Annotated in this window: 14 protein-coding genes and 1 tRNA gene; 5 read left to right on the top strand and 10 right to left on the bottom strand. The window is 59.8% G+C overall.

Features of this window, described 5'->3' with window-relative positions; all coding sequences use genetic code 11:
* Positions 1–6: 6 nt before the first annotated feature.
* Both HDF16_RS06395 and HDF16_RS06390 read right to left on the bottom strand, forming a co-directional pair.
* Positions 7–576, bottom strand: coding sequence for a nucleotidyltransferase family protein (locus HDF16_RS06395; RefSeq protein WP_184214667.1), 570 nt, complete (start codon positions 574–576; stop codon positions 7–9).
* Entirely contained in the window at positions 573–1,718 is a 1,146-nt protein-coding gene (locus HDF16_RS06390) for an XdhC family protein (protein WP_246408808.1), read from the bottom strand. The genes HDF16_RS06395 and HDF16_RS06390 overlap by 4 nt, the downstream gene beginning before the upstream one ends.
* A 228-nt stretch (positions 1,719–1,946) precedes the next feature.
* Between HDF16_RS06390 and HDF16_RS06385 the strand changes: the two genes are divergently transcribed.
* The 5 genes from HDF16_RS06385 to HDF16_RS06365 all read left to right on the top strand — a co-directional run bounded on the left by HDF16_RS06385 (position 1,947) and on the right by HDF16_RS06365 (position 9,319).
* Positions 1,947–2,023, top strand: a tRNA-Pro gene (locus HDF16_RS06385).
* 1,014 nt (positions 2,024–3,037) lie between these two features.
* On the top strand, positions 3,038–4,753 hold the full coding sequence (locus tag HDF16_RS06380) for a serine/threonine protein kinase (RefSeq protein WP_184214665.1): 1,716 nt from the start codon (positions 3,038–3,040) through the stop codon (positions 4,751–4,753).
* Positions 4,754–4,789: 36 nt separating this feature from the next.
* A complete protein-coding gene (locus tag HDF16_RS06375) occupies positions 4,790–5,818 on the top strand; it encodes a CsgG/HfaB family protein (RefSeq protein ID WP_184214663.1) in 1,029 nt (342 codons plus the stop codon).
* An 80-nt stretch (positions 5,819–5,898) separates the two neighbouring features.
* A complete protein-coding gene (locus tag HDF16_RS06370; protein WP_184214661.1) occupies positions 5,899–8,349 on the top strand; it encodes an ATP-binding cassette domain-containing protein in 2,451 nt (816 codons plus the stop codon).
* Between the two features lie 124 nt (positions 8,350–8,473).
* Positions 8,474–9,319 carry a protein phosphatase 2C domain-containing protein gene (locus HDF16_RS06365; RefSeq protein ID WP_184214659.1) on the top strand — a complete coding sequence of 282 codons (846 nt, stop codon included), beginning with the start codon at positions 8,474–8,476 and terminating at the stop codon, positions 9,317–9,319.
* 3 nt (positions 9,320–9,322) lie between these two features.
* On the opposite strand, the gene HDF16_RS06360 is transcribed toward HDF16_RS06365, so the two are convergent.
* The 8 genes from HDF16_RS06360 to HDF16_RS06325 all read right to left on the bottom strand — a co-directional run bounded on the left by HDF16_RS06360 (position 9,323) and on the right by HDF16_RS06325 (position 22,313).
* Positions 9,323–11,086 carry an adenylate/guanylate cyclase domain-containing protein gene (locus HDF16_RS06360; protein WP_184214657.1) on the bottom strand — a complete coding sequence of 588 codons (1,764 nt, stop codon included), beginning with the start codon at positions 11,084–11,086 and terminating at the stop codon, positions 9,323–9,325.
* A 1,182-nt stretch (positions 11,087–12,268) separates the two neighbouring features.
* Positions 12,269–14,107, bottom strand: coding sequence for an ABC transporter ATP-binding protein (locus HDF16_RS06355; RefSeq protein ID WP_246408804.1), 1,839 nt, complete (start codon positions 14,105–14,107; stop codon positions 12,269–12,271).
* Positions 14,108–14,402: 295 nt separating this feature from the next.
* Positions 14,403–16,661 carry a TonB-dependent receptor gene (locus HDF16_RS06350; protein WP_184214655.1) on the bottom strand — a complete coding sequence of 753 codons (2,259 nt, stop codon included), beginning with the start codon at positions 16,659–16,661 and terminating at the stop codon, positions 14,403–14,405.
* Between the two features lie 197 nt (positions 16,662–16,858).
* Positions 16,859–17,254: a hypothetical protein gene (locus HDF16_RS06345; protein ID WP_184214653.1), complete on the bottom strand. Its 396-nt coding sequence runs from the start codon at positions 17,252–17,254 to the stop codon at positions 16,859–16,861.
* 23 nt (positions 17,255–17,277) lie between these two features.
* A complete protein-coding gene (locus tag HDF16_RS06340; RefSeq protein ID WP_184214651.1) occupies positions 17,278–18,303 on the bottom strand; it encodes a flagellar motor protein MotB in 1,026 nt (341 codons plus the stop codon).
* 43 nt (positions 18,304–18,346) lie between these two features.
* On the bottom strand, positions 18,347–19,231 hold the full coding sequence (gene motA / locus HDF16_RS06335) for a flagellar motor stator protein MotA (protein WP_184214649.1): 885 nt from the start codon (positions 19,229–19,231) through the stop codon (positions 18,347–18,349).
* Positions 19,219–20,223 carry a diguanylate cyclase domain-containing protein gene (locus HDF16_RS06330; RefSeq protein ID WP_184214647.1) on the bottom strand — a complete coding sequence of 335 codons (1,005 nt, stop codon included), beginning with the start codon at positions 20,221–20,223 and terminating at the stop codon, positions 19,219–19,221. The genes motA and HDF16_RS06330 overlap by 13 nt, the downstream gene beginning before the upstream one ends.
* A 110-nt stretch (positions 20,224–20,333) precedes the next feature.
* On the bottom strand, positions 20,334–22,313 hold the full coding sequence (locus HDF16_RS06325) for a DUF2339 domain-containing protein (protein WP_184214639.1): 1,980 nt from the start codon (positions 22,311–22,313) through the stop codon (positions 20,334–20,336).
* Positions 22,314–22,383 lie beyond the last annotated feature (70 nt).

Here is a 22,383-nt window from a genome sequence, read left to right as displayed (position 1 = left end):
GGGCGTTCAGCCTTCGCATGTTTGAAACAGAATTTGAGCGCGGGCGAGCTCCTCGGCGGTGTCAATGTCGAGTTCGCCGTTCGCTAGGAGGATAGCGTGTGCTGAGGCGAGGAGGTCGCGGGCGCCTATGTCTCCTCGGAGCTCGAGCAGGCCTGGGAATGCGGAGGAAGGGAAGTAGGCGGGAACGCCCCTGCGCGAACCGTAGTTGGAGGCAGAAATCCGCGTTCCACCGTCGCTGTTCGCGATGATTGCGTGTAGATGTTCGGGAGTAACCGCGGGCTGGTCGCAGGCGAGGATGATGATGCCCTCGCATTGATTATGCGCAGCTGCGAGAACGCCCGTGCGGATAGATGCGGCCATGCCCTCCGCAGCGTCGGGATTGGTGAGAATCGTGACACCTGGAATGTGAGAGCTCTGTCGTTCCGGAGCGACGATGACGTACACGGGATCGAGAGCGGCCTGAATCGCGATGCGGACGGTGCGTTCGAGCAGCGTCTCGCCGCCAAGCACGACATCTTGCTTCGGTCGGCCGAGCCGCCGCGAGGCTCCAGCAGCCAGAATGACGGCGGCTTTCATCCGAGTGATGCTGCGTCGGTGGAGATCCGGGAGAGAGAATCGTCGACGGCGCATTGTGCCTGCAGATAGCGCGAGGGGCCGCCCTTGTTGACCTGAGCGGCGACGTCGTCCGCAGAGAGGCGGCGCGAGGCTCCGAGTCGACCCATGCAGCGCGCTTGGGCCTCGGCGAGGACGGCGAGGGCAATCGCCTCGGGACCGTCACCGCCTAAGTCAAGTCCGACTGGAGCGAAGATGCGCTCGCAACAGGTGGCAAGCGGGAGCCCGCACAGCACCGCGGCTTCGCTGACGAGAAGACTGCTGCGATGGCGTGCTCCAAGTACGCCGAAGTAGCGTGGAGCGACCGGGAGCAAAGCGGCAAGCCACTCGCGATCTTGCTCGTAGCTATGGGTCATCAGGACGACGGCGTCGCTGGATGAGACGCTTAGTGAGTCGAGGTCCGCAGTCGTGACGGCGAAGACTTGCGCGGCTGCGGGGAATCGCTCCGGCTTGGCGAGTTGCGAACGGCCGTCGGCGACGAGGACCGTCCATCCGAGCAAAGCTGCCAGGTTGACGAGAGGTTTGGCATCGTCGCCCGCTCCGAAGACGAGCAGTCTCTGGGGCGGAGTGAGTTGCTCTCTGAAGACGCCCAGGAGTTCCGGCTGCTCGGCCTCTAGAGACTGCTCGATCTCGTTGAGCGAAAGACCATCGCTGGCGAAGAGAACCTCTTTCGTGGCGGAGAGGACAGCCCGCGCGAAGGAAACACCGGTCGACGGGAGGCGGGTGAGGATGGTGAAAGATTCACCTTGCAGCGCTTCAGCCAGCGCACGGAGGAGGGCCTCGAACTCTGGGGTTCCAGCGGGTTCGAAGAGGAGATCGACAGTGCCACCGCAGCCGAGACCGTAGGGGACCTCCGCGGTATCGTCGAAGAGGGTCGAGTAGCGTTCGACGACGGGGCCGCTGCGGACCTTCCAGAGTGCCTTGGTGACCACTTCGGTCTCCAGGCACCCGCCGCTTATGGTTCCGGCATAGGTTCCAGGCGTGTTGGAGGAGAGCAGCAGCCTTGCGCCGGCCTGGCGGTACGAAGAGCCTTCGATGCGAACGAGGGTTACCATGGGGCCGGTTTGGCCCTGGGCTGCCATTCCCACGATTTGGCGGCGTTCCATTATCATCGGTGCGCGCTCCCACTGCGAACTCTTAAACGATATCAGCCCCGGAATCAAGGGACTGCCGGATATTTTGCTTGGGTTTGTGTAACCGGTCCTACGTAGCGTTTATCCCGCGGCGCAATCTCTGCTAAACTAAGATGTCGGTTGGCGAGGCCAGCAGGGAGATTCCGAGTCTTCCTGAGCAAGGCGGCGGCGCTCCTATCATCGGCACATTCCATCCATAGTCGGGGCGTAGCGCAGCCTGGTAGCGCACCTGCTTCGGGAGCAGGGGGTCGGAGGTTCGAATCCTCTCGCCCCGACCATTCTTACAATTTGGCCGTTTGGAAGATGAGATTGAATGGATACCTATATGCGCGCGTTATACCTACGGCATTCAGGGAATAGTTCAAACACATCATTCTGAGCAGTCTGGGCCGCTCCGTCGAGTCCTGGCTTGTGCTCCAAGGGAGAACCTTCTTGCTGCTGTTCTCGGCTGGATACACGGGTGTAGTAGGTTGCTGGTTTCATTGGTCACTTCATTCGTTTTAGGACCTCTCGTCAGCGCAGCCGGGAGATGCCAAACTATCCCATTCCTTCAGAAGCAGGAAGAAGCGGACGAGTGAGGATAGGTGGGCTCTGTCCAGCACCCGGAAGGGCTGCTGCTCGGTGGGTGTAAGAGTCGGACGAAGTAATGCAAGCTTGGGGACTTGGGGCGTCGGTTTTGTTTGAGAACTTCTCACCAAGAGCGATAGCTCTGTGGAGGCGTTTCACCGTGTTTCCCGCTTCACTTTTTGTCCGAGTCGCCTGCGGTCCAGAGAAACCGCGCGAAAATCAGACACGCACACCGATAGCTCTCGAGGATGGTCGACAGTGGATCTCGCCCTGAGTGCCTCCCCTCATCCTCGTACCTGTCGAGTCCTGAACCCAGGCTCACGGGACCGGGGTAAGTTGGATTATGTTTACCAACCACTTAAATTCCCCACCTTTGCGTCCGGCCGGTAAGGTCGTGAAGGAAAGACTCTTCGCCAGAATCCGGGTCACTCTTGCCTGTTCGGTTGTCCGTTTACACCCGAGAAAGGTATCTCTGAAAATCCGCTGCGCGTGGCCGGATGTTTTGACAAAACATCGGCTTTCGCCTGCGGGTGTAGAAGAATTCTCGCAAATAGATTGTTGCCGGTTCCGGTTCCTGATACAAAGTAGGGCATCGATTACTTGGCAATAATCTCCGTCGAAATTGCGGCTCCTGTTTTTACAGGTTAGCTAGCAGTGCCGACATCCATCTGAATTGCCGACTGCTGCGTAATCTTGGGCAGACAATTTAATGCGTGAGGCCCAGTATGCAAGGCGAAGTAAATCAACGCGTCGGGGATTACGAGATTCTAGGCATCCTTGGTGCCGGCGGAATGGGGCGCGTCTATCGCGTTCGCAACGTCATCTCGGACCGAATCGAGGCGATGAAGATATTGCTCCCCGACCTTGCCGGGCGCTCCGACCTCGCTGACCGTTTCCTGCGCGAGATCAAGCTCGTCGCAAGCCTGCACCATCCCAACATCGCCAGCCTCTGCACCGCGCTCACCATCAATAACCAACTCATCATGGTGATGGAGTTCGTCGACGGTGTCACCCTTACCCAACTGCTAGAACGCGGCCCCATCCGCGTTCCGGACGCCCTTAACTATCTCGACCAGGCTCTCGCGGCCCTCGGATACGCGCATGGCAAGGGCATCATCCACCGCGATATCAAGCCCGCCAACATGATGCTGACCCCCACTGGCGAGATCAAGCTGATGGACTTCGGGATCGCCCGTGCCGATACCCAGCGGCAACTGACTCAGACCGGCACCACGCTCGGCTCGATCGACTATATGTCCCCTGAGCAGATTATGGGTCAGGCCACGGACGCTCGTTCGGATCTCTACTCTATCGGCGTTTCGCTCTACGAGATGGTGACCGGGCAGCGGCCATTCAAGGCGACCAGCGACTTTGAGCTCATGGCGGCTCACGTGAAGGAGATGCCCAAGAGTCCGCTGGAGATGCAGCCCTGGATGCCGGCCCGCCTCAGCGAGATCATCATGAAGACGATTGCAAAGGCCCCCGAGGACCGCTTCCAGCGTGCCGAAGACCTCCGCCAGGCGTTGCGCGACCTTCCCGCAGCCTTGCCGAACGGCTTCGGCGCCGGCCAGTCTCCGGTACTCACCATGGTCGAGCAGTCGACGACGGTCCCCAAGACCTTCCTCGAAAGCCGTCCCGCTACCATCGTCGAGAACAACTGGCCTGCCGCATTTGCCGAGAACAGCCGTCCGGCGACCATGGTCGAAGCTTTCCCATCCGCTCGGCCACAGACCGCACTCCTCAATAATGCCTTCGACGATCGCCGCATGACGGAGGTCGCCGGAACGCCTGCCTACAACCCGCAGTCGGTCGCACTCGCTCTCCCGAAAAAGTCGAACAACAAACTGCTCTATGCGGTGGGAGGGACAGCTCTTGCATTGGCCGCCGCTGCCGTTCCGGTGGTCCGTTCCATGCACCTCTCCGATAGCCAAAAACAGGTGGAGACGAGTGGGGCGACAACGCCCACGCCTGTGCCACTGCAACAGCCGCAGCCGACGGCGCCTTCGCCAGTAGCACCCAGCAAGCTGACGAAGCCTCCGGCCACGGTCGGGCCGCAGCCGAGAGGTACAGCTCCGGCGGTTGCTCCACGCGAGCAGGCATCGATTCGCGGAACGGTAGTTATTCAGCCCGGACCTCAACAGCCAGCCAGACCCCAGTTGTCCCAGGAGGAGAAAGACAAGCTGGACGCGGTGGAGACGCAGATTGACGGACTGAAGGCGCGGGCAGCTTCTGTAAACGCAAGTCTCATCACCATGCAGCGATCCATGCAACAGAGTGGAATGAGTCTGCGCGGTGACATGGCCTCTAAGCAGGCCAGCATGAACCTCAACCTCCGCAAGGCCGAGGAGGCATTCAACGCACAGGATCCCGACCGCGCAACGCGCTTCGCCAATCTGACCGAGCCTGATTTGAAGGCGTTGGAGACTTTTCTAGGCCGGTAAGAATGCATAGCGAACTTTCCATTGAGGTGAATCCAAATGTTTGTCTCTGCCGTTTGCAAGACTCGTAATGTCTGCCTTTCCGCCGGGCTACTGGGCCTGGTTACTCTCTCCTCCGTCTGTCTTGCACAGTCGACGCAAGCACCCAAGCGCCGCATCGCGGTGATGAGCCTGGATGTGAGTCAGGATGCAAGGTTTAAGGCGGCCCAGCTTGGCGTGCAGAACGACCTGGGCGTCTCGATGGGCGACCTGATCATCAACAAGTTAAACGCTGATGGAAAGTTCATCCTGATCGAACGCTCGGCGCTGGACAAGATCATTAAGGAGCAGAACCTCTCCAACAGTGACCGTTCCGATCAGAACACTGCGGTGAAGCTGGGCAAGATCGCCGGAGTGGACGGCATCATCATCGGTTCGGTGAGTCAATATAGCGGCGAGACGCAGACTACGACCACTCCCGGCGGGCACATTGGCCTGGTTCCGATACCAGGAACCAAGAATTCGATATACACCGTCACCGTCGGTGTAACGGCGCGTTTGATCGACACAACTACTGGCACCATCGTTGGCACCGCGCTGGGCAACGGTGTGTCAACGAAGAAAGTGGGCGGCCTAAGCGCCATCCAGACCTCTGGAAACGGAATTAGTGCGGCCATGGTGACGGACGCCACCACGCAGGCGATCAACCAGATCGCGACCCAGATTGAGTCTTCTCCACTGCCGACTATAGCTGCCGAAGCCAAAGCCCCTCCTTCGGTTGTGGCTCCTACTGTCGCCGTCGTTTCGACTACTCCGAAGACCCCTTACAAAGGCGTTGTTGCGGATGTCTCCGGCACGACGCTCGTCATTACGGTCGGCACCAAGGCAGGTTTGAAGGTGAACGACGTAGTCGACGTGCAACGGTTCAATCATGTCGTCAAGGATCCAACAACAGGCAAGATAATTCGGACGGTCTACGACAAGCTGGGAGAGGCCAAGATCACGGAGGCCGACGCTACCTCCGCAGTTGCGACCTATACCGGGACCGCTGAGGTCAAAGTAAAGGACCAGGTAAGCAGCCAGCCCTAGCGTCGGTGCGATGGACGGCCGCGCGTGAGTTCGGTTGGATAACGTTTGGCAGGTAGCCTTGCACTGTAGGGGAATAAGATATGCCGGTTTCGACGATACCCTCGACGCGAACCAGACGCATCGGTCGCGCGCCGGACTCAGACGTTGTCATCGACCTTCCGATGATCTCGTGGGAGCACGCCCGGATCGTCGAAGAGAATGGTGAGTTTTTCATAGAGGACCTGCAATCGCGCAACGGCACCGCGCTGAATCAACTCAATAACCGCATTACACGTAGTCGCATCACGGCCAGCGACAGCGTCTACCTCGGCTCTTTGAAAGTCCCCGCAACGCGCCTGCTCGGGATATCGAATACCGCAATTGGGGCCGCGACCGCACAGCCAGTCGACCTGCAGGAGCAAAGCGTCATCATCGGACGCGATCCAGAGTGCGGGGAGCCGCTCGACGACCCGCTGGCCTCCTGGAACCACGCGAAGATTACGCGATCAGGCAATGCAGTCTTCATCGAGGATCTATCTTCGCGCAACGGCACATTCGTCGACGGAGTCCGCATCACCAGCAAGACGGAACTAAGGCTGGGGGAGGAGGTCGGGATCGGCGGCTTCCAGTTCCGCCTCGTCGAAAACGGGAAGCTAGAGCGTCGCGAATACCACGGGAATGTCTCTATCTCCGCTGTCGGGGTGTGCGTAGCCGTAGGCGGCAAACGTCTCCTCGATCCCATCTCGCTCACGGTCTATCCCTCCGAATTGGTCGCGCTCATGGGACCCGCCGGTGCCGGAAAGACCACCTTCCTCAAGGCGCTCAATGGCTACACGCCGCCAGAGGCGGGCAACGTTCTCTTCAACGGTACGGACCTCTACCAGTCGTACGATCTCTTTCGTCAGCAGATGGGGTACGTTCCCCAGGACGACATCGTCCATTCGCAGCTTACGGTGCGAGAGGCGCTCTATTTCTCGACCAAGCTGCGGACCGATCTGAATGACAAGGAGATTGACGCCCGTATCGACAAGATCCTCGATGATCTGGGCATCCTCGACAAGAAAGACACATTGATTGGATCGCCCGAAAAGAAGGTGCTCAGCGGTGGACAGCGCAAACGCGTCAACATTGCGATGGAGCTGATCACCGACACTCCGGTGCTCTTCCTCGACGAACCCACGTCGGGACTTTCATCCTATGACGCTGAGGGCGTCGTCGACTTGCTGAAGCGTCTTGCCGGCGGTGGCAAGACGATCATTACCACCATCCATCAGCCAAGTATCGACGTCTACCGTAAGTTCGATAACCTCATCATGATCTCGCGCGACCGTGGCGGCTGCGGTTCGCTTGCCTACTACGGTCCCACATTCCCCGATTCCATTGAGTTTTTCCACCCGCCCGCGCAGCAGCAAACGGACAAGAGCACACTCAACCCAGAGATGCTGCTGACTGGACTCGCCAAGCAGCCGACCGCCGAGTGGGTGAAGCGTTATGGGCAGTCGAAGTATCGCAAGCTCTTCGTCGAAGACCGTTCGGGAAAGGTGAAGGGCGAAGGCAGCCAGAAAGAGGTCTCCGCCACGCGCAGCTTTGGCATCGCGCAGTGGTGGACGCTCTTCCGGCGCAATATCGTTCTGCGCACACGCGATCGGGCCCAGCTCATCATCACGCTGCTGCAGGCACCCCTCTTCGCCGTCCTTATCGCGTTGGTCTTCGGCACGGTCAAAGAACCCGACAACCTGTCGAAGGTTCTGAGTGCGCCCGCCCAGCAGGCTGCCGTCTCGCTCGCCCAGGCGCAGCGGGACTTCAGCGAACTGAGCGGCAACCTCGCCGGAATCCAGTTCCTGCTGGTCGTCGCGGCAATCTGGTTCGGCTGCAACAATGCAGCACGCGACGTGGTTGGCGAGTGGTCCATCTACCAGCGCGAGCGCATGGTGAACCTCAAGCTTCCGTCGTATGTTTTTTCGAAGTTCGCAGTGCTGATGGGCCTGTGTATCTTTCAGTGTCTTACTTTGCTGACGGTCGTTTACTTCGGGTGCGATCTTCACGGCAGCTACCTGCGCGAAGCCGGAATCCTTGTCATCTCGTCGCTGGTCGGGGCTGCGCTTGGTCTTGCGATCTCCGCGCGTAGCGCAACAACAGAGACCGCGATCGCTTTGCTTCCTGTCGTTCTTCTTCCTGTCATCACGCTTGGAGGCGGCATCCGCGCCATCTACAAGATGCCCGCTCCAGCGCGCGTCATGAGTTACGTTGCACCATCGCGATGGGCCTTCGAGCGCAACATGATCGAGGAGGCGAAGGACCATGTCTGCGGCTATCTTCCCGGGCCGCAGCGGTGGGACGCATGTCCCGGCGGCGGCAAGGGCGTGGACGCCGCCACGCTCCAAGTGCCGGAAGCGACATCCGAGAGCAACGATATTCGTCAGCCGGCGCAGCTAACCAATGGAGCCGGCCTGCGTTATACCTACGGCGAATCGATCGGCGTTCTGGGCGGAATGCTTGTGGTCTTGCTCGGGTCGGTGCTCCTTTTTCTGCGTATGCGGGATATCCTCTAGGGACAGGCTCAGTCAGTGATTCATGGGGAAAATAGAGAACGAGTTCGACGACGCAAGCCAAGTCACCAGTGTCGATCATTCTGGCAAAGCTTCTGGTAGATCAAAATCGAGATCTCGTTCGAGCGTGGCCGAAAGCAGCCTGCGCTCCCATCCCGGCCTCGTTCGCGAAGAGAATCAGGACCGCGTCGATTGCTTTGGTGTTCCGCTGGGTGAGCTATTCTTCGTCTTCGATGGTGTAGGCGGCCACACCGGAGGCTCGCGGGCGGCATCGCTGGGACGCGACGAATACCGCCGCTTTCTCGCCAAAGTCCGTGCCGGGAGCGACCCCGCCGACAGTTTGCAGCAGGCAACCATGTGGGTGAATGCGCGACTCGCCGACGCCCGCCTGGCCGGGCCGGCGGGGATGCAGGAGATGGCCTCAACCGTTGCCCTGGTGCTGTTGGCCGAGCACAAGGCATACGTCGGACACATCGGAGACTCCCGGGTCTACCGCGCGCGCCGTGGTGTCTGCGAGATCCTGACGGAAGACCACTCGGTCGTGCAGCGCATGATCAACCAGGGAATTCTGTCGAGCGAGCAGGCACGCTCTCACCCCAATGCCAGCATCCTGACGCGCAGCCTGGGCCAGCCCAAGGGACAGATGGATGTCTCAGCCCATGGGATCGAAACAGACGACCTGCTGCTGATCTGTTCCGACGGACTCTGGGGATACACTTCGCCAGAGCAACTCGAAGAGATACTTTCCAGAGGAGGGAGCACGGCGTCGATCGCAGACCGTCTGTTGGAGTTGGCGCTGGCCGGAGGCGGTGGAGACAACATCAGCATCGCGCTGGTGAAGATCGGCGAAGCTCCAGCTAAGGGAGGTGGATTTCTGAAGCGCTTCGGTCGAGGCAGACTCTACACCTTGCTTGCGGTCACGGCGCTTCTCGCCGGAGCAGCCGTTTGCGTCGCCGTTTGGGGGCCGTGGTAGGTCTCAGCTGCTCTTGAGGCCAAGGAGCTTGTAGGCGTTGAGGTTGCCTTCGTGTTTTGTAGCCACTTCTATGGCTTTCACCTGAATGGAGTGCCAGATCTTCTCATAGACCTGCGGACTGATGATGATGTCGCCCGGGCCGGCAGAGGAACAATAACGCGAGGTAAGATTGACGGCGTCCCCGATGATAGTGAACTCCATCCGTTCAGCGGATCCGATAAAGCCATGGATGACCTCGCCGGTATGCACCCCGATGCCGATCTCGCAGGCCCGGAGGCGACTGATGCGCCGCCGCTCGCTGACGCCCTGAGCTGCTACCTGTAGCGCTAAAGCCGTTTTTGCGGCCTGCTCAATATGATGCTCCAAGGGTTCCGGACTGTTGAAGACAACGAGCAGGGCATCGCCGATGAACTTGTCGATCGTGCCTCCATGAGCGAAGACGCACTCGACCATGGCGGCGAAGTAATCGTTGAGAAGCGCGATGAGGTCCCCGGTCTCCATCTCGGCGGCCATGACCGTGAAGCCGCGGATGTCGGCAGACAGGATGGTGACATCTGAAAGCTGTCCGCCCAGCTTAAGTTCGCCGGCCTTTGCACGGTCGACGAGGTGCTTGCTCACCTTTGGAGAAAAGTTGGGCATCAGGCGTTCGAGGATTTTTACGTTTTGAGTGAGTTCCGTCTTGAGATCGCGGTTTGAGAAGACCAGCCCGATCTGGTGGCCAAGCGTGACCGCCAAGGAGAGATCTTCGTCTGTCAGGCGATGTCCGCCGCTCTTGCTGTTCAGGCAGATCACCCCGAAGCATCTGTCGTCCGCGATGATCGGGGCATATATGCCGGACTCGAGATGGCTATCGAACTGCGTCTTGGTCATATCTCGATGAGATTGCCAGACAAACGCCTGCTTGGTATCGATGGCCTGGCGGGCCGAGGTCATGCTCAACGAAGGCTCCCCTCGAGGGGCCTGCGCCATCAGGTCTAACGATCCATTTTTTCGGTCCAGAATCAAGATCGCGCCATGTGTCGCGCGCGGAATGAACTCAAGCATCTTTTCGATAACCGACTGAAGCAGCGGGCCGACCTTGCCGCAGGCACCAACCTTCCAGGCCATCTCGCAGAGTTCCTGGTACTTTGGGCCGACGACACTCCAATCGATCTTCAGATTGAGGATGGAGTTAGCGTCGACCGCGCGCAACACGTCCGCTGTGCTATCGGTCTTCTGGAAGTGCGGTACGGCAAATTCGCTCGATAGCTTAGGGTAGCTCCGGTTGATGGAGAGATCGGTTGCCAGCTCTGCACGCTGCACCGGATCGATGCCTAGCACCGCGCAGAGTTCGCGGTCGTGCTCGAGAATGCCCGCGACCAAGTGGCGAAGCCGGGCCTTGTCCATCGACTCCTGTGCTGCGGCCGAAACGGCAAACTCGAATGCCCTCTTGGTAACCGCCGACCTCGACACAGGGTCACGACCGGAAAGCTGAGACGGTGGTAGAGATGTCAAAGGGGTGCGGGTGCCGGGCGGCTGCAACCGTTGCAGCATCTCGTTACAGTAGAGGCCGTGGGTGTCGAATACCTTCGCTACTTCATCCAATTCAGTCTTGATGTTGGGCTCGCCCAGGTTTGCAATGTCCGCATGGGAGATTTGCGAGCAAATACACGATAGGAACTGAACCGGCTGGATCTGTGTATGGTCCTGCTCCGCGATGACTGCAGCCATCTTCCAGACCGTCCATATGGCCGCCGAGTAGTTCGTGGACTGTTCGCTCTTTACCATGCGGGGAAACCTTCAATCAAAGTACGCAGATCCTGTGATTCAGGACGTAGTGGTTGGGAAGCATCGAGCGGGCGGCGGGGATCGACTGGCGACTTACAGTTCAGGAAGCCTGCTGTAGATTGAGAATAGAGAACATAGAAGCTCCGGACTTCTCTTTCGGGTGATGTGATTTTCGGCGCTTTCGCGAGTTAAGCCTCGCGGCTCCTCAACGGTGTCATTAAACGCTAATGATGGGACGCGCCAGAATCTGAGGCGGTAGAATACCACGACTGCTACAGCTCGGCGGCATCCCGAGCTCGTCCGATGGTTCTTTACCCGTTGATTTACCGGCTCTAAACGGTTTTCAAGATTCACGCTTATCAAGTTTCTCTCGTGGCACCATATCAGCTGCTTCATTATGTTGTAGGTACCGCAGCTCGCAGGTGTGCGTGCCTAAAACGTGCTCAAGCCTGATTGGGTAAGTTATTCCGGGGCCAAACTCTCAGTAGAAATCTCATTCAGCCTGCAGCCCTTCAAAGGCGCGCGGAGCGACCCACTTCCGACCGACAAGTTAGCCAGCGTGATCACTAAGCATTATTATCTCTAGGTGAATAACTTGAATGAGCACGTGTCAATTTCTCTTCCTAATGGCCAGATCCTGCTCTTCGCAGAAACTACGCTTGCCTAAGTTCTGTGATGAAAAGCTCTGACATCGCCAGATTGATTGTGGTGCTGCTTAGCGATACCGAGGGCCTCTGGCTAGAACTTGAACTATTGGCCCAACAGAGACTCTTCACGAAAGTCATATTTGTAATGCGCCCAATCACCCATAGAACCGTTGCGTCATACCTACTCGAGGTATCTTCGAGGGAGAAGCGACGATACTTTGTGGCAAGTTGCCCAAGTTCGGGCTCAATCCGACGCTGCCAAGCCTCTCATTCCAAATTATGTTCTTTGGGTAGTTCCGTTTTCAGAGCTGAGAGCATTTGCCGATCCGGGCAAAGGAAGCTCCTCAATGAGGAGTTTCGTGGTCAGACCAATTAGGGGGCAGTTCCCAGTTTCCCGGCTCACTCCGTTGACCAAATTCTGATGGTTCAAGAAGGCCCGTAGTCGATCTTGTCCAGGCTTCACCTCCATTCTGCGACCGCCGAGAAGAGAACGACGGTCCATCCAGGCTGAAGCTGCTTCTGCTCTCGAGACTCTTCAAGATGCAAGCTCACTGTCCAGAAAATCTGGCTCATCAAGTTCGCTCTCGTTGTCAATGAGGAGGCCGAGTGCCTGTCGCTCAAAGAGTCTCCTGTAGGTGCCTCCTTCGAGCTGTACCAGTTCCTCGTGCGTTCCCTCCTCGGCCACGCTTCCGTGTTCAAAGACGAGAATCCTGTCGAGCACGCGAACGGTTGAAAGCCGATGCGCAATCACGATGGAGGTTCGGCCTGCCATCAGGCGCTCCATCGCCTGCTGAATCAACGCCTCTGACTCCGAGTCGAGACTCGAGGTAGCTTCATCGAGCACTAGCACCGGTGTATTGGCCAGAAACGCCCGCGCTAGCGCCACGCGCTGCCGTTCGCCCCCAGAGAGCTTCACGCCGCGCTCACCGACCTGCGTGTGATATCCCTTCGGCTGACGCTGTATGAACTCGTGCGCATTAGCAAGCCGTGCTGCGTGCTCGATCTCGTCCATCGCAGCATCTGGTCTGGCATAGGCGATGTTCTCCGCAAGCGTGCGATGAAAGAGGATGGGCTCCTGTGGCACCAGCGCCAACTGCTCGCGCAACGAGGCCTGTGTCACATGTGAGGTGTCCTGTCCGTCGATGACGATCCTTCCGCTCCCCACGTCATACAGCCGGTGCAGCAGCTTTACGAAGGTCGTCTTGCCTGATCCTGAATGACCCACCAGCCCTACGCGTTCACCGGAACGAATCCGCAAGGAGAAGTCCTTGAACAGAGGCTCGGTTTGTCCCCCGTAACAGAAGGTCACGTGGTCATAGACGATTTCGCCAGTCGTCACACGGATCGGCTTCGCATCGGCGCGATCAGACACGCCGAGTGGCTGCGAGTGGAAGTGGACCATCTCCTCCATCTCGTTGGCGGAGCGCTGCAGGTTGCGCACATGCTGTCCTACGTCACGCAAGTAGCCATGCACGATGAAGTAGCTGGTCAACACGAACGTCATGTCACCGGCAGTCGCGCGGCCTTGCCACCACAGCCATACCGTGTAGGCGAGCACCAGGGTGCGCAAGCCCTGCAAGAGAAGCATCTGCAGACTGCCGTTAGCGGTTGCCTTCACCCATGTCCGAGATGTTCGGCTGTTCCACTTACCGAGGATCTTCGACAGTCGGTGATCTTCGCGGCTCTCCGCGCCAAACGACTTGACCACCGGGTTGCAGGTGATCGCATCTGCGATTGCCGCTCCGATGCGCGTGTCCTGAGCATTGGACAGCCGAGCCGCAGGAGCGACGTAATAGAGCGACAGCGAGACTGATATCGCGATGTACGCCACAGCACCTACCGCGACCATGACGCCCATCCCCGGCCAGCGTAGACCCAGCAGCAGCGAAGCGCCGACAAGCACGAGCAGAGCGGGCAACATCTCGAGCAGCAGGATGTCGTCCATCGTGTCGACAGCCCACATGCCGCGCGTGATGCGGCGCACGATTGCACCTGCGAAGTTGTTCGCGTGCCAGTCAGTTGAAAACCGCTGCACACGCCAGAAGGAGTCGCCGGCAAAACGGAACATCAGGCGCAAGGTCAGGCGGATGATGCCCATCATTCCCGCGTAGCGCAGGGCCGTCATTGCCGCGCCTAAGATTGCCATCATCACAATGGCGCGCAGAGCATCGTGTAGCGCCAACGTACTCGTTGCTGAGTGAACTGCGATTGCGTCGACGAGTTTGCCAGAATAAACCGGCAGCAGCAAGTCGGAAACTGTGGCCGCGATCATGCATGTTGACACCCACACGACCAGAAGCTTTTCGCGTCGCCAGTGACGGAACAGAAAGGCTAGCACTTCGCGCATTGCGCCTTTGTTGGAGATTTTGCTCATAGAAGCTCGCCAGAGAACAGAGTGTGGAGGACACGAGGTCCACGGAGGAATCCAAATTGAATAGGGAATGGGCGTGCCGGAAGCCGTCGTTAGACTGTGCTGGAGACCTTCAGATGGAATCTGAGAATTGGTCTAGATGCGCGAGACGGCGGGAAGGAACGCAGCCGATGCTTTGGGGTCGCCGGGCATTTTGAATGTCTTCATGGTTCCTTCCTTTCGTCGAATAGATAGCGATAGCTTATCAGAGTTCAGATCGTCGCAAAGGGCCACTGGCTGTGGCCCTTTGCTTCGGAGACTAGAAGTGAAACCTGTAGCGCAACTCAGCGTAGAGCTGACGTGGGTCGTTGTAGTGGAAGCCGCCGAAGGTGAGGCTATTGTCGAGCAGGAGGCGGCGGTTAGCGGCATTGAGAGCCGTGACGGAGGCGGTGATGTTTTCGCCAAAGCTCTTACCCACGGAGAGATCGAAGGTGGTGTGCGGGGACAAGTAAGGGTTTGGGTAGCGTGGATCGTCTGTGCTTCCGTTCACGAAGCCGGAGCCATAGTACACATTCGTGGAGGCGGTGATGCGTAGCGGCAGCGTCGCGTTGAAGCCGACATTGAGGGTGTTGCGTTGGTCGTGGTCGACGGGTGTGTAGTCGAAGCCGGCATCGCAGGCTGGGTCGCCGACGGGCGTGCAGATGAGGCCGCCGGTGATGTTGCCGCGTTGCTCAGCGATCTGGTTGGAGTAGGCGAGGTGGGCCTGGCCGAGCTTCCATAAGCGTGGACTGCGAAGTGACAGCTCCCAGGCGCGAACGAGCGCACCATCGACGGTGACGGGGTAGTAGATGCTGGAGTCGCCGATGTTGGAGTGGTCGAGGAAGTTGTTGATGCGAGTCTTGAAGGTGTCCGCGTCGAGCAGCCAGCCTTTGTAGGGGATTTGCACGCCAAACTGGTGCTCTTCGTCGCGCTCACCGTGGAGTGGGGTGAAGGCGGTGTTATTGTCTGCGGCGAATTGAACGATCGGACCCTGCGCGGTGAGCAGCGGTGGCGGCTGGTAGAAGCGGCCGTAGAAGCCGCGGAAGACCCAGTTCAGGCGTGGGATACGGACGGCAGCGCCGACGCGCGGATCGGTGGACGTCTCGGTGAAGGCACCGCGGAACTCGGTCGAGCGGAACCCGCCGAGGAGAGTGAGCCAGCCTGTGGGCTTGTAGGTGTCGGAGAGATAGGTTTCGATGACGCCGCCGGAGGCCGCGTCGGGAACCCCACCGTTCGCGAAAGATGCGTTGAAGAAGTAGCTATCGTGTTGACCGAAGCTGTAGAGGCCCATCTGCAGCGTGTTGTGGGCGATTTCGGTGGTGATGGAAGCCTGGGCGCCGGCGTAGTTAGAGGTGCGGTCCGAGGTTGTCGCGACCGGTGTATCGGTAAGAGGGGATTCGTAGTTCGACTGGTTGTAGTGGAAGAAGGGAGAGACTTGCAGGACAGTCGTCGGGTCAAAGGTGTGGATGTAGGAGAAGGCGACGACACCGTCGGTCTCGTGCTGGCCGTCGCGGAGGCCGCTGGAGTCGAAGTCCTTGTTGGCGATGCTGTTGGGGTCGGGGTCGTAAGGGATCTGGAAGTAGTCCTGACGAAGTTGAGTGACGAGGCGGAACTGGTCTGCCGGGGTGCGGTTGTAGATAAACGAGGCGAAGCCACCATAGCCGTTGGCGGCATCATGCAAGACTTGGCCCACGGGCGGGGCCAAGCCGTAGTTACTGCGGTTGCCATTGAGGCTGGCGTAGTACGCGAACTTCTCGGTGTGGTCGCCGAAGTTGATCTGGTCGTTGGTCTGGTAGAAGTTGCCGGCGCTGAGGACGAGCTCGGCTTGGCGGTCGCGCTCGAAGCCGGTGCGGGGAACGACGTTGAAGACGCCATAGGTGCGGTCGCCGGTATCGGCCGTGTAGCTGCCGCGCTGGACCTCGATGTAGTCGATGTCCTTGGGGTCGATCTGTGCGCCGACGTTGCTGGCGATGTTGGTATTGGGGATCTCGACGCCGTCGATCTGCCAGCTGATCTGGTGGCCGCCGCGCATGTGCAGCATGTCGTGGGTCATGTAGGCACCAGGGACGAAGTCCGTGATCATGGCCATGCTGTTGGTATGATCCGCGCCCGGGGTGAGCGCGATGTCGGTGCGGTCGACGAGCGTGGTGGGGGTGACGGTGTTGATATTCGAGGCTGTGGTTTCGGTGGTGATCGACTGCGTGACGCTGCCGACGGCAAGCTCGAAGTGCAGCAGCGGCGAGGTGCCAGAGGCGAGGGTGATTGCTTGAGCCTGCGTTCCGAAGCCTGATTCGGAGATGGTGACGACGTAGTCGCCGAGAGCAAGGGCAGGGAAGGCAAAGGCACCGTCGGGGCCGCTGATTACTACTTGAGTGAAGTCGGAGTTAGCGGATTTGAGTCTGACGGACGCCCCGGAGATGGGGCGGTGCTGGGGATCGTGGACGATACCGCGAATCTGGCCGAAGACGTTGGCTCGGGATGGAGTTGAGGGGAGCAGGAGAACGAGCAGGAGAAGCAGAGATGCTGGGAGCTTGCGCATGGGCGATCCTTCGTCATAGGGATGACGGAGCTGACGTACAGGTATGGCGGGCTGCGCTCGGTGTCCGGAGGAATTCGGTCCCACCTATGACGATGAAGCTGTCGTGGATGGGGCACCCGGCCTCTGTGGCGGCCCCATTCATCGCGATGGGGCTGCGATGAATGGGGCACAGAGTGTTTGGAGCGGGGCCAGATGAGTCAGGCGAGGAGCGATGCGGGTGGACCGCGTTTTTGGCGGGAGCGGTCGGCGGAGATGCGGCGCTTCGATTCGGTCTGCGGGGCGACTGCGGGATGCGCAACGACGCCCGCGAAGACGGCCCGCGCTGTGTCGAGCGACCAGTCCGGATGCGATGTCGACGGAACGGACTTTGCGCCGTAAGGGCAGCGCTCCGAAATGCTGGGCGCATTGAAGCCGGAGCGGTCAGAGGAGGCTGTGCCGCTCACGTCCATGTCCGCCAACATGCAGTGATGCTTGCCATCGCGGCGGCAGCATGCCGGGCGGCTGAGATCGTCAGCCGTCGAGAGCGCGAAGAGCGGCGAGACCGTGGGCAAGCCCACGAGGATCGCGATCAAGATGGCGAGGAGACGTCGCACGAGTCGATTGTAGCAACGCGGCCTTATTTCGGCTTGGGTGGGTCGGCCTTCTTCATCTCGCGTAGCTGATTGAGCTCGTCGCCGAGTTTGGCGGGTGATGCTGCGCTGGGTTTAGCACCGGGCTTTCCGGTAGGGATCGCCGGCAGTTCGATCTTGCCTGCCGTGGGTGCAACGTCGACGGGCCTGGGCTTTTCAACTGGGGCCGGGACGGGGCCTGCTTCCTTGCCTTTTTCGGCGCCCTTCTCGGCACCTTCTCCCTCTTTTCCTTCAGGTTTCTTCCCTCCTTCCATATCCAGAGTCTCCGGACCTTTGGTGCCTGCGGGAGCTTCGAGGAACTGGACAAGCAGCGAGATACGGCGGTTCGACGGGTCAAGCGGATCGTTGGGGACGCGCAGCAACTCGTCGGCGTAACCACGCACCTGATTGATCTGGTGCGGCCCTACGCCATCCTGCTGCAGCAGGCGACGAGCGGCGTTTGCGCGGTCAGACGAGAGCTCCCAGTTGGAGTAGGTGGCGGTAGCGTTGCCCATCGGCTTGGCGTCGGTGTGCCCTTCGATCTGAAGGTGGTTCGGTAGCGGAGCCAACTGCTTGGCGAGCAACCCGAGCAGCTCTTCGCCAGCGGGGCTGAGCTTGGGGCTGCCGCTCTGGTAGAAAGTACCGTTCTTGCCTTCGATCAACTCGATGCGCAGGCCTTCGTTGGTCATCTTCAGCTCAACCTGGTCCTTCAGCTTGTCGAGTTCTTTCTGCTGAACGATGGCTTTCCTGATCTGCTCCTGTAACTTCTCGACGGTCGTCTTATCGATGACTACGGAGGGGCCGCTGCCCAGGATGTCGGTTCCCATCTGGCGCGAGGTTCCGCGGGGATCGTTGAAGTATCCGGCGATGGCCTTCTTGACCTGTGGCGTGGAGTTCATAAGCCAAAGCACGATGAAGAGCGACATCATGGCGGTCACGAAGTCGGCGTAGGCGACCTTCCATGCGCCTCCGTGGTGGCCGCCGTGGGCGCCCTTCTTCTTGATGACGATGATGGGTTGTACTGTCTCGCTCATGGGGATGTATCGTCTCCGCGCTCAGGTGACGCTGGTTGAGGATTTACTCGCCGCCACCGCCGCCACTACTGCTGTCGGCGGCTCCCTTACAGGCGGTCTCCATCTCGTTGAAGGTGGGCCGGACGTGCGCAGGAATGGCGCGGCGGGCCATCTCGATGGCGATGATGGGAGCGTTGCCCTTGAGGAAGGAGAGCATCAGCACGCGCATCACGTGGAGGTACTCGTTGTGTGCGTCGGCGTTCTTGGTCATGTTCGCGGCCAGAGGACCCACGACCCCGTAGCAGAGCAGGATGCCGAGGAAAGTTCCTACGAGGGCGGCTGCAACCTTCTTGCCGATCTCCTCCGGCGGGCCGCCGAGTGCGCCCATCGTGATGACGACGCCAAGCACGGCGGCCACGATGCCGAGACCGGGAAGCGCGTCGGCGACAGTGCTGAGCGCGGCGATGGGAGCTATGGCTTCGTGGTGGTGGACCTCCATGTCGAGCTCCATCATCTGATCCATGTCGAAGGGTTCGACGCCGCCGCTGATGGCCATGCGCAGGGTGTCGCAGACGAAGGCCTCGATGTGATGGTCCTTGAGGAACTCGGGATATTTTTTGAAGATCTCGCTTTCGCTGGGCTTTTCGATGTCGGCTTCAACCTCGATCAACCCTTGTCTGCGGACCTTGTTCAGGAACTCAAACATCATCTTCAGAGCGTCGAGATAGCGCTTTTTGCCGAAGGCTGATCCCTTGAGGACGCCAAGGACCGACGCGATCATGGCCTTGATGATGTGCAGGGGATTGGCGACGAGCAGGGTGCCGAGCGCGGCACCGATGATGGTCACGAACTCAGCTGGCTGGATCAGGACGGGGATCGGCCCATGTTCCATCAGAAAGCCGCCGAGCACTGCACCAAAGACCACTACGAGGCCGATTATCGCGAACATGGATCTCCTTTTGCGGGAACGGAATGGCCGCTTCCATGGGTGACATGATTGCCGCCGGCGTAGACGCTGGCGTGCATGGCCTGCTGGGCTTCGAGCATGAGTCTTGAGAGCGTGTCGCCGGATGCAGCCTGAATCGCTCCGATGCTGGCGGTCAGGCTGATGCGGTCGCCCCACCAGCGGAAGTCGGCGGTACGGGTCATGCCGGCGAGGTGGTGCGCGTGTTCCATCAGCATGTCGAGGGTGCGCTCGTGAGAGAGGACTAGAAATTCATCGTTGCCCCAGCGGCCGATGATTTCGGATGGCCGCAGCGCCTGGGCGAGGCGGTGTTCGACGATCTTCAACATCGCTTCGCAGGCATCGCGGCCATGGGTGCGGCGCATCTGGGCCGCTTGATCGACGGTGATCCAGAGCAGGCCAAATTTGGTGCCATTGGTCTTCCACTCGTGGAAGGCTCCTTCAAGGCGTTCCTCGGTCTCCGGCTGGCTGCGATGAAGGACGGCTGCCTCGCCGGTCTCGCCATGAGGAATCTCGTCGATCTCCTCCGCAGGGCGGAAGATGAGAACGGTCCCAAGGCGTTTGCCAAAGGAGTCGCGCAGCGGCAGCTTGCGCAGCATGGCGGGGAAGGAGTGGCCGAGGTGGTGCTTCATCTGGACCAGAATGGGCTTGGCGGCTTCGTCTTCGGCGGAGTCTTCGGGGCGGCCGTTGACCAGGTGTTTCTGGGTGTAAAGCTGGCCGGAGTACTTCGGGCCTGTGTACTCCTCTTTGGGCGGGGTCGCTCCTAAAACCGGTTCGGTTCCGTGGCTTTCAGCGATCTCGTAGAGGTCGGCGGGGCAGACGCGCGAGAGGAGATTCATGCGGCGATGGCCGGTGAGGGCGGCGGCCGCGTCGTTCCAATAGACGACGAGCGAGTGGGCGTCGAGCAGCGCAACGCCCTCGTCGAGGAGATCGAGCGTGGCCCCCAGCATCTCTATTCGTGTCGCAGAATCGACCATCACGGAAGTCCTCTCCCAGAGGCCTTATCGACCGGGCGGGAGATGAACTTGACGTGGAAGAGTTCGGTGCTGGGAAGCCGGGGCGCGGATGTTCTGTTTCGGCGGGAGCTTTACTGCCGGTCCGGCGGCGATGCTTTTGCATCTCTTCGAACGTAAGCAAAGCTGACCGCCATCAGCAGAGCTCCGAGACCGAGGAAACTGGCGACGCGGTATCCCTGGCTGAGGCTGCGGACGTCGTAGAGAAAGGTCTTGAGGATGGCAATGACCAGGAGGCCTAGCCCCTGCCAACGAAGGAAGGCGCTGTGCTTCCAGAAACCTGCGGCAAGAAGGCCTGCGCCGTAGACCATCAGGAATGCGGAGATGGAGAGTGCGGTCTGAAGGGCGATCTCCCCGCAGTAGTAGCAGGTAGTGCCGCGAGTCCAGAAGGTTTGAATCTCTATGACTCCGGCTTGCAGCGCGATGAGATTGAGAGCGACGACAGAGGTGCCGGCCAATTGCAGCCAACTGGGGAAGACGGAAGTCTGATCCTTCTGAGCGACATTCTCAGAAGGTCCATTTGCCCTCAGGGCAAGCCATGAGATCCATGCTGCTACAGCAAAGGCCAGAATTCCTGCTGCCTCGGTGACGAACCGCCGGTTGAAGACCGCGGTTTGGATCGAGGAGTCCAGCCAGAAAGGAGTGATCAGCAGACCGAAGAAGCCAAGCGCCAGAGCAAGAGAGGCGAGACGGCGAAGCATACGGTGGACGGCCGCTCCGGATTTGTCCTCAGCCGTTTCCGTCTGTGACAGCCGAGCCGAGACCCAGAGAAGAGCGACTCCCTCGGCGAGCCAGCCGATGGTGATCCAGCGTCCGCTCGCCTTCAGCGGAATCGCAATCGTGAGGAACAGCACGGCGAGCGAGAGATGCACGGCGCGCGCGGCGGCGGTCTGCATTCGGCTGAGAGCGGGGAGACGCATCGCGACGAGGTAGATGGCGGCAAAGAGCAGTGATACCCACGGAAGCGATGCGTGATTGCCGGAGTCTTCAAGGACGGAGTAGAAGGCGAGCGACGCGAAGACCGCGTTCATGAGCGGCAGAAGTACGTCCTGGATCGGCTCCGCCTCGACCGCGGGCACGGGTTCCCGGGAGCCGAGCCGGAAGGGAAGCGTGAGGAAAGCGATGAAGAAGATTGCGATGAAGACGCTGGTGGAAGCGAGCTCGGCAGGGGCGTAGAAGCGGACGTACCAGCCGATGAAGTACACGATGGTTCCGGGAAGGGCTGCCATCAGGAGCCGGGACCAGGATTTCGATCGCAGAGCGGACAGCCTGACTAAGGCGATCGTTGCTATATCGAGCGTGAGCAGGTAGCTGAAGAGGAAGATCTCGTGATTGCCGCCGGTCGAGAGCAGGATGGGCGTGGCGAAGCCGCCGGCGATGGCGTAGGCAGCGAGGAGTTCGGACTGCTGTGCCCACGCCATCCACGCGTTCCAGAGAGTCACCAGGAGCATCAACGCGAAGGCTGCCTCTGGCGGAAGCAGGTGGTAAAGCTGGAAGCTGGCCCACAGCGAGAGATAGAGCACTCCCGTGCCGACGGCCTTCAACGAGTAGGAGAAGGCGGCGAACTCGCGGCGGCGGAAGCGTTCTGACCACACGACAATTCCCGCACCAGCGATGAGGCCGATGAGGACGCGGCCCAAAGCCCCGATCCAGTGGTTGTCCATCGCCAGCTTCAGAAACCATGTTGCGCCGATGAGGAGGGCGATAATACCGACGCGGTTGAAGATCTGCGAACCCAGGCGATCTTCGAGGGAGCGAGGCGGCTTTCTCGGAGTGGTCTCGCTCGCACCCGAAGCTTCGCTGCCGGCATTAGGGACGGTGCGGCTTACGAATCTCGCACGAGATACTGCGGGCAACGGCGGCGGAGGAGGCACCATGATCGCAGGCTTAGAGCCGCCCATGTCGGATATAGCCTGCTCAAGCGCAAAGACGCGCTCTGTGAGTGATTTGACCTGCGACCCAAGGTACTCAATCTCCTTTACAGAGACATCCGATCCTGCATCTGATGTTGAGTCGGACGGGTTTTCGGTCGGGGAGAGGTCTTCCGGAGCCATGGCTTCACTGTACTTTGGGCGGTGAAGAGGATGCACCTGAAATCGCTAAAATACGGGGATTCGAGCTTGC

The organism is Granulicella aggregans (assembly GCF_014203275.1).
Lineage (GTDB): Bacteria > Acidobacteriota > Terriglobia > Terriglobales > Acidobacteriaceae > Edaphobacter.
The sequence above is the reverse complement of the archived record's forward strand: the minus strand, read 5'-3'. Positions and strand labels throughout refer to the sequence as shown.

Coding starts and splice junctions, on each gene's coding strand:
- HDF16_RS06355 (WP_246408804.1), bottom strand. CDS start 14,107: ATGAGCAAAATCTCCAACAAAGGCGCAATGCGCGAAGTGCTAGCCTTT.
- HDF16_RS06330 (WP_184214647.1), bottom strand. CDS start 20,223: ATGGTCGATTCTGCGACACGAATAGAGATGCTGGGGGCCACGCTCGAT.
- HDF16_RS06370 (WP_184214661.1), top strand. CDS start 5,899: ATGCCGGTTTCGACGATACCCTCGACGCGAACCAGACGCATCGGTCGC.
- HDF16_RS06380 (WP_184214665.1), top strand. CDS start 3,038: ATGCAAGGCGAAGTAAATCAACGCGTCGGGGATTACGAGATTCTAGGC.
- HDF16_RS06375 (WP_184214663.1), top strand. CDS start 4,790: ATGTTTGTCTCTGCCGTTTGCAAGACTCGTAATGTCTGCCTTTCCGCC.
- motA (WP_184214649.1), bottom strand. CDS start 19,231: ATGTTCGCGATAATCGGCCTCGTAGTGGTCTTTGGTGCAGTGCTCGGC.
- HDF16_RS06390 (WP_246408808.1), bottom strand. CDS start 1,718: ATGGAACGCCGCCAAATCGTGGGAATGGCAGCCCAGGGCCAAACCGGC.
- HDF16_RS06395 (WP_184214667.1), bottom strand. CDS start 576: ATGAAAGCCGCCGTCATTCTGGCTGCTGGAGCCTCGCGGCGGCTCGGC.
- HDF16_RS06325 (WP_184214639.1), bottom strand. CDS start 22,313: ATGGCTCCGGAAGACCTCTCCCCGACCGAAAACCCGTCCGACTCAACA.
- HDF16_RS06350 (WP_184214655.1), bottom strand. CDS start 16,661: ATGCGCAAGCTCCCAGCATCTCTGCTTCTCCTGCTCGTTCTCCTGCTC.
- HDF16_RS06340 (WP_184214651.1), bottom strand. CDS start 18,303: ATGAGCGAGACAGTACAACCCATCATCGTCATCAAGAAGAAGGGCGCC.
- HDF16_RS06360 (WP_184214657.1), bottom strand. CDS start 11,086: ATGGTAAAGAGCGAACAGTCCACGAACTACTCGGCGGCCATATGGACG.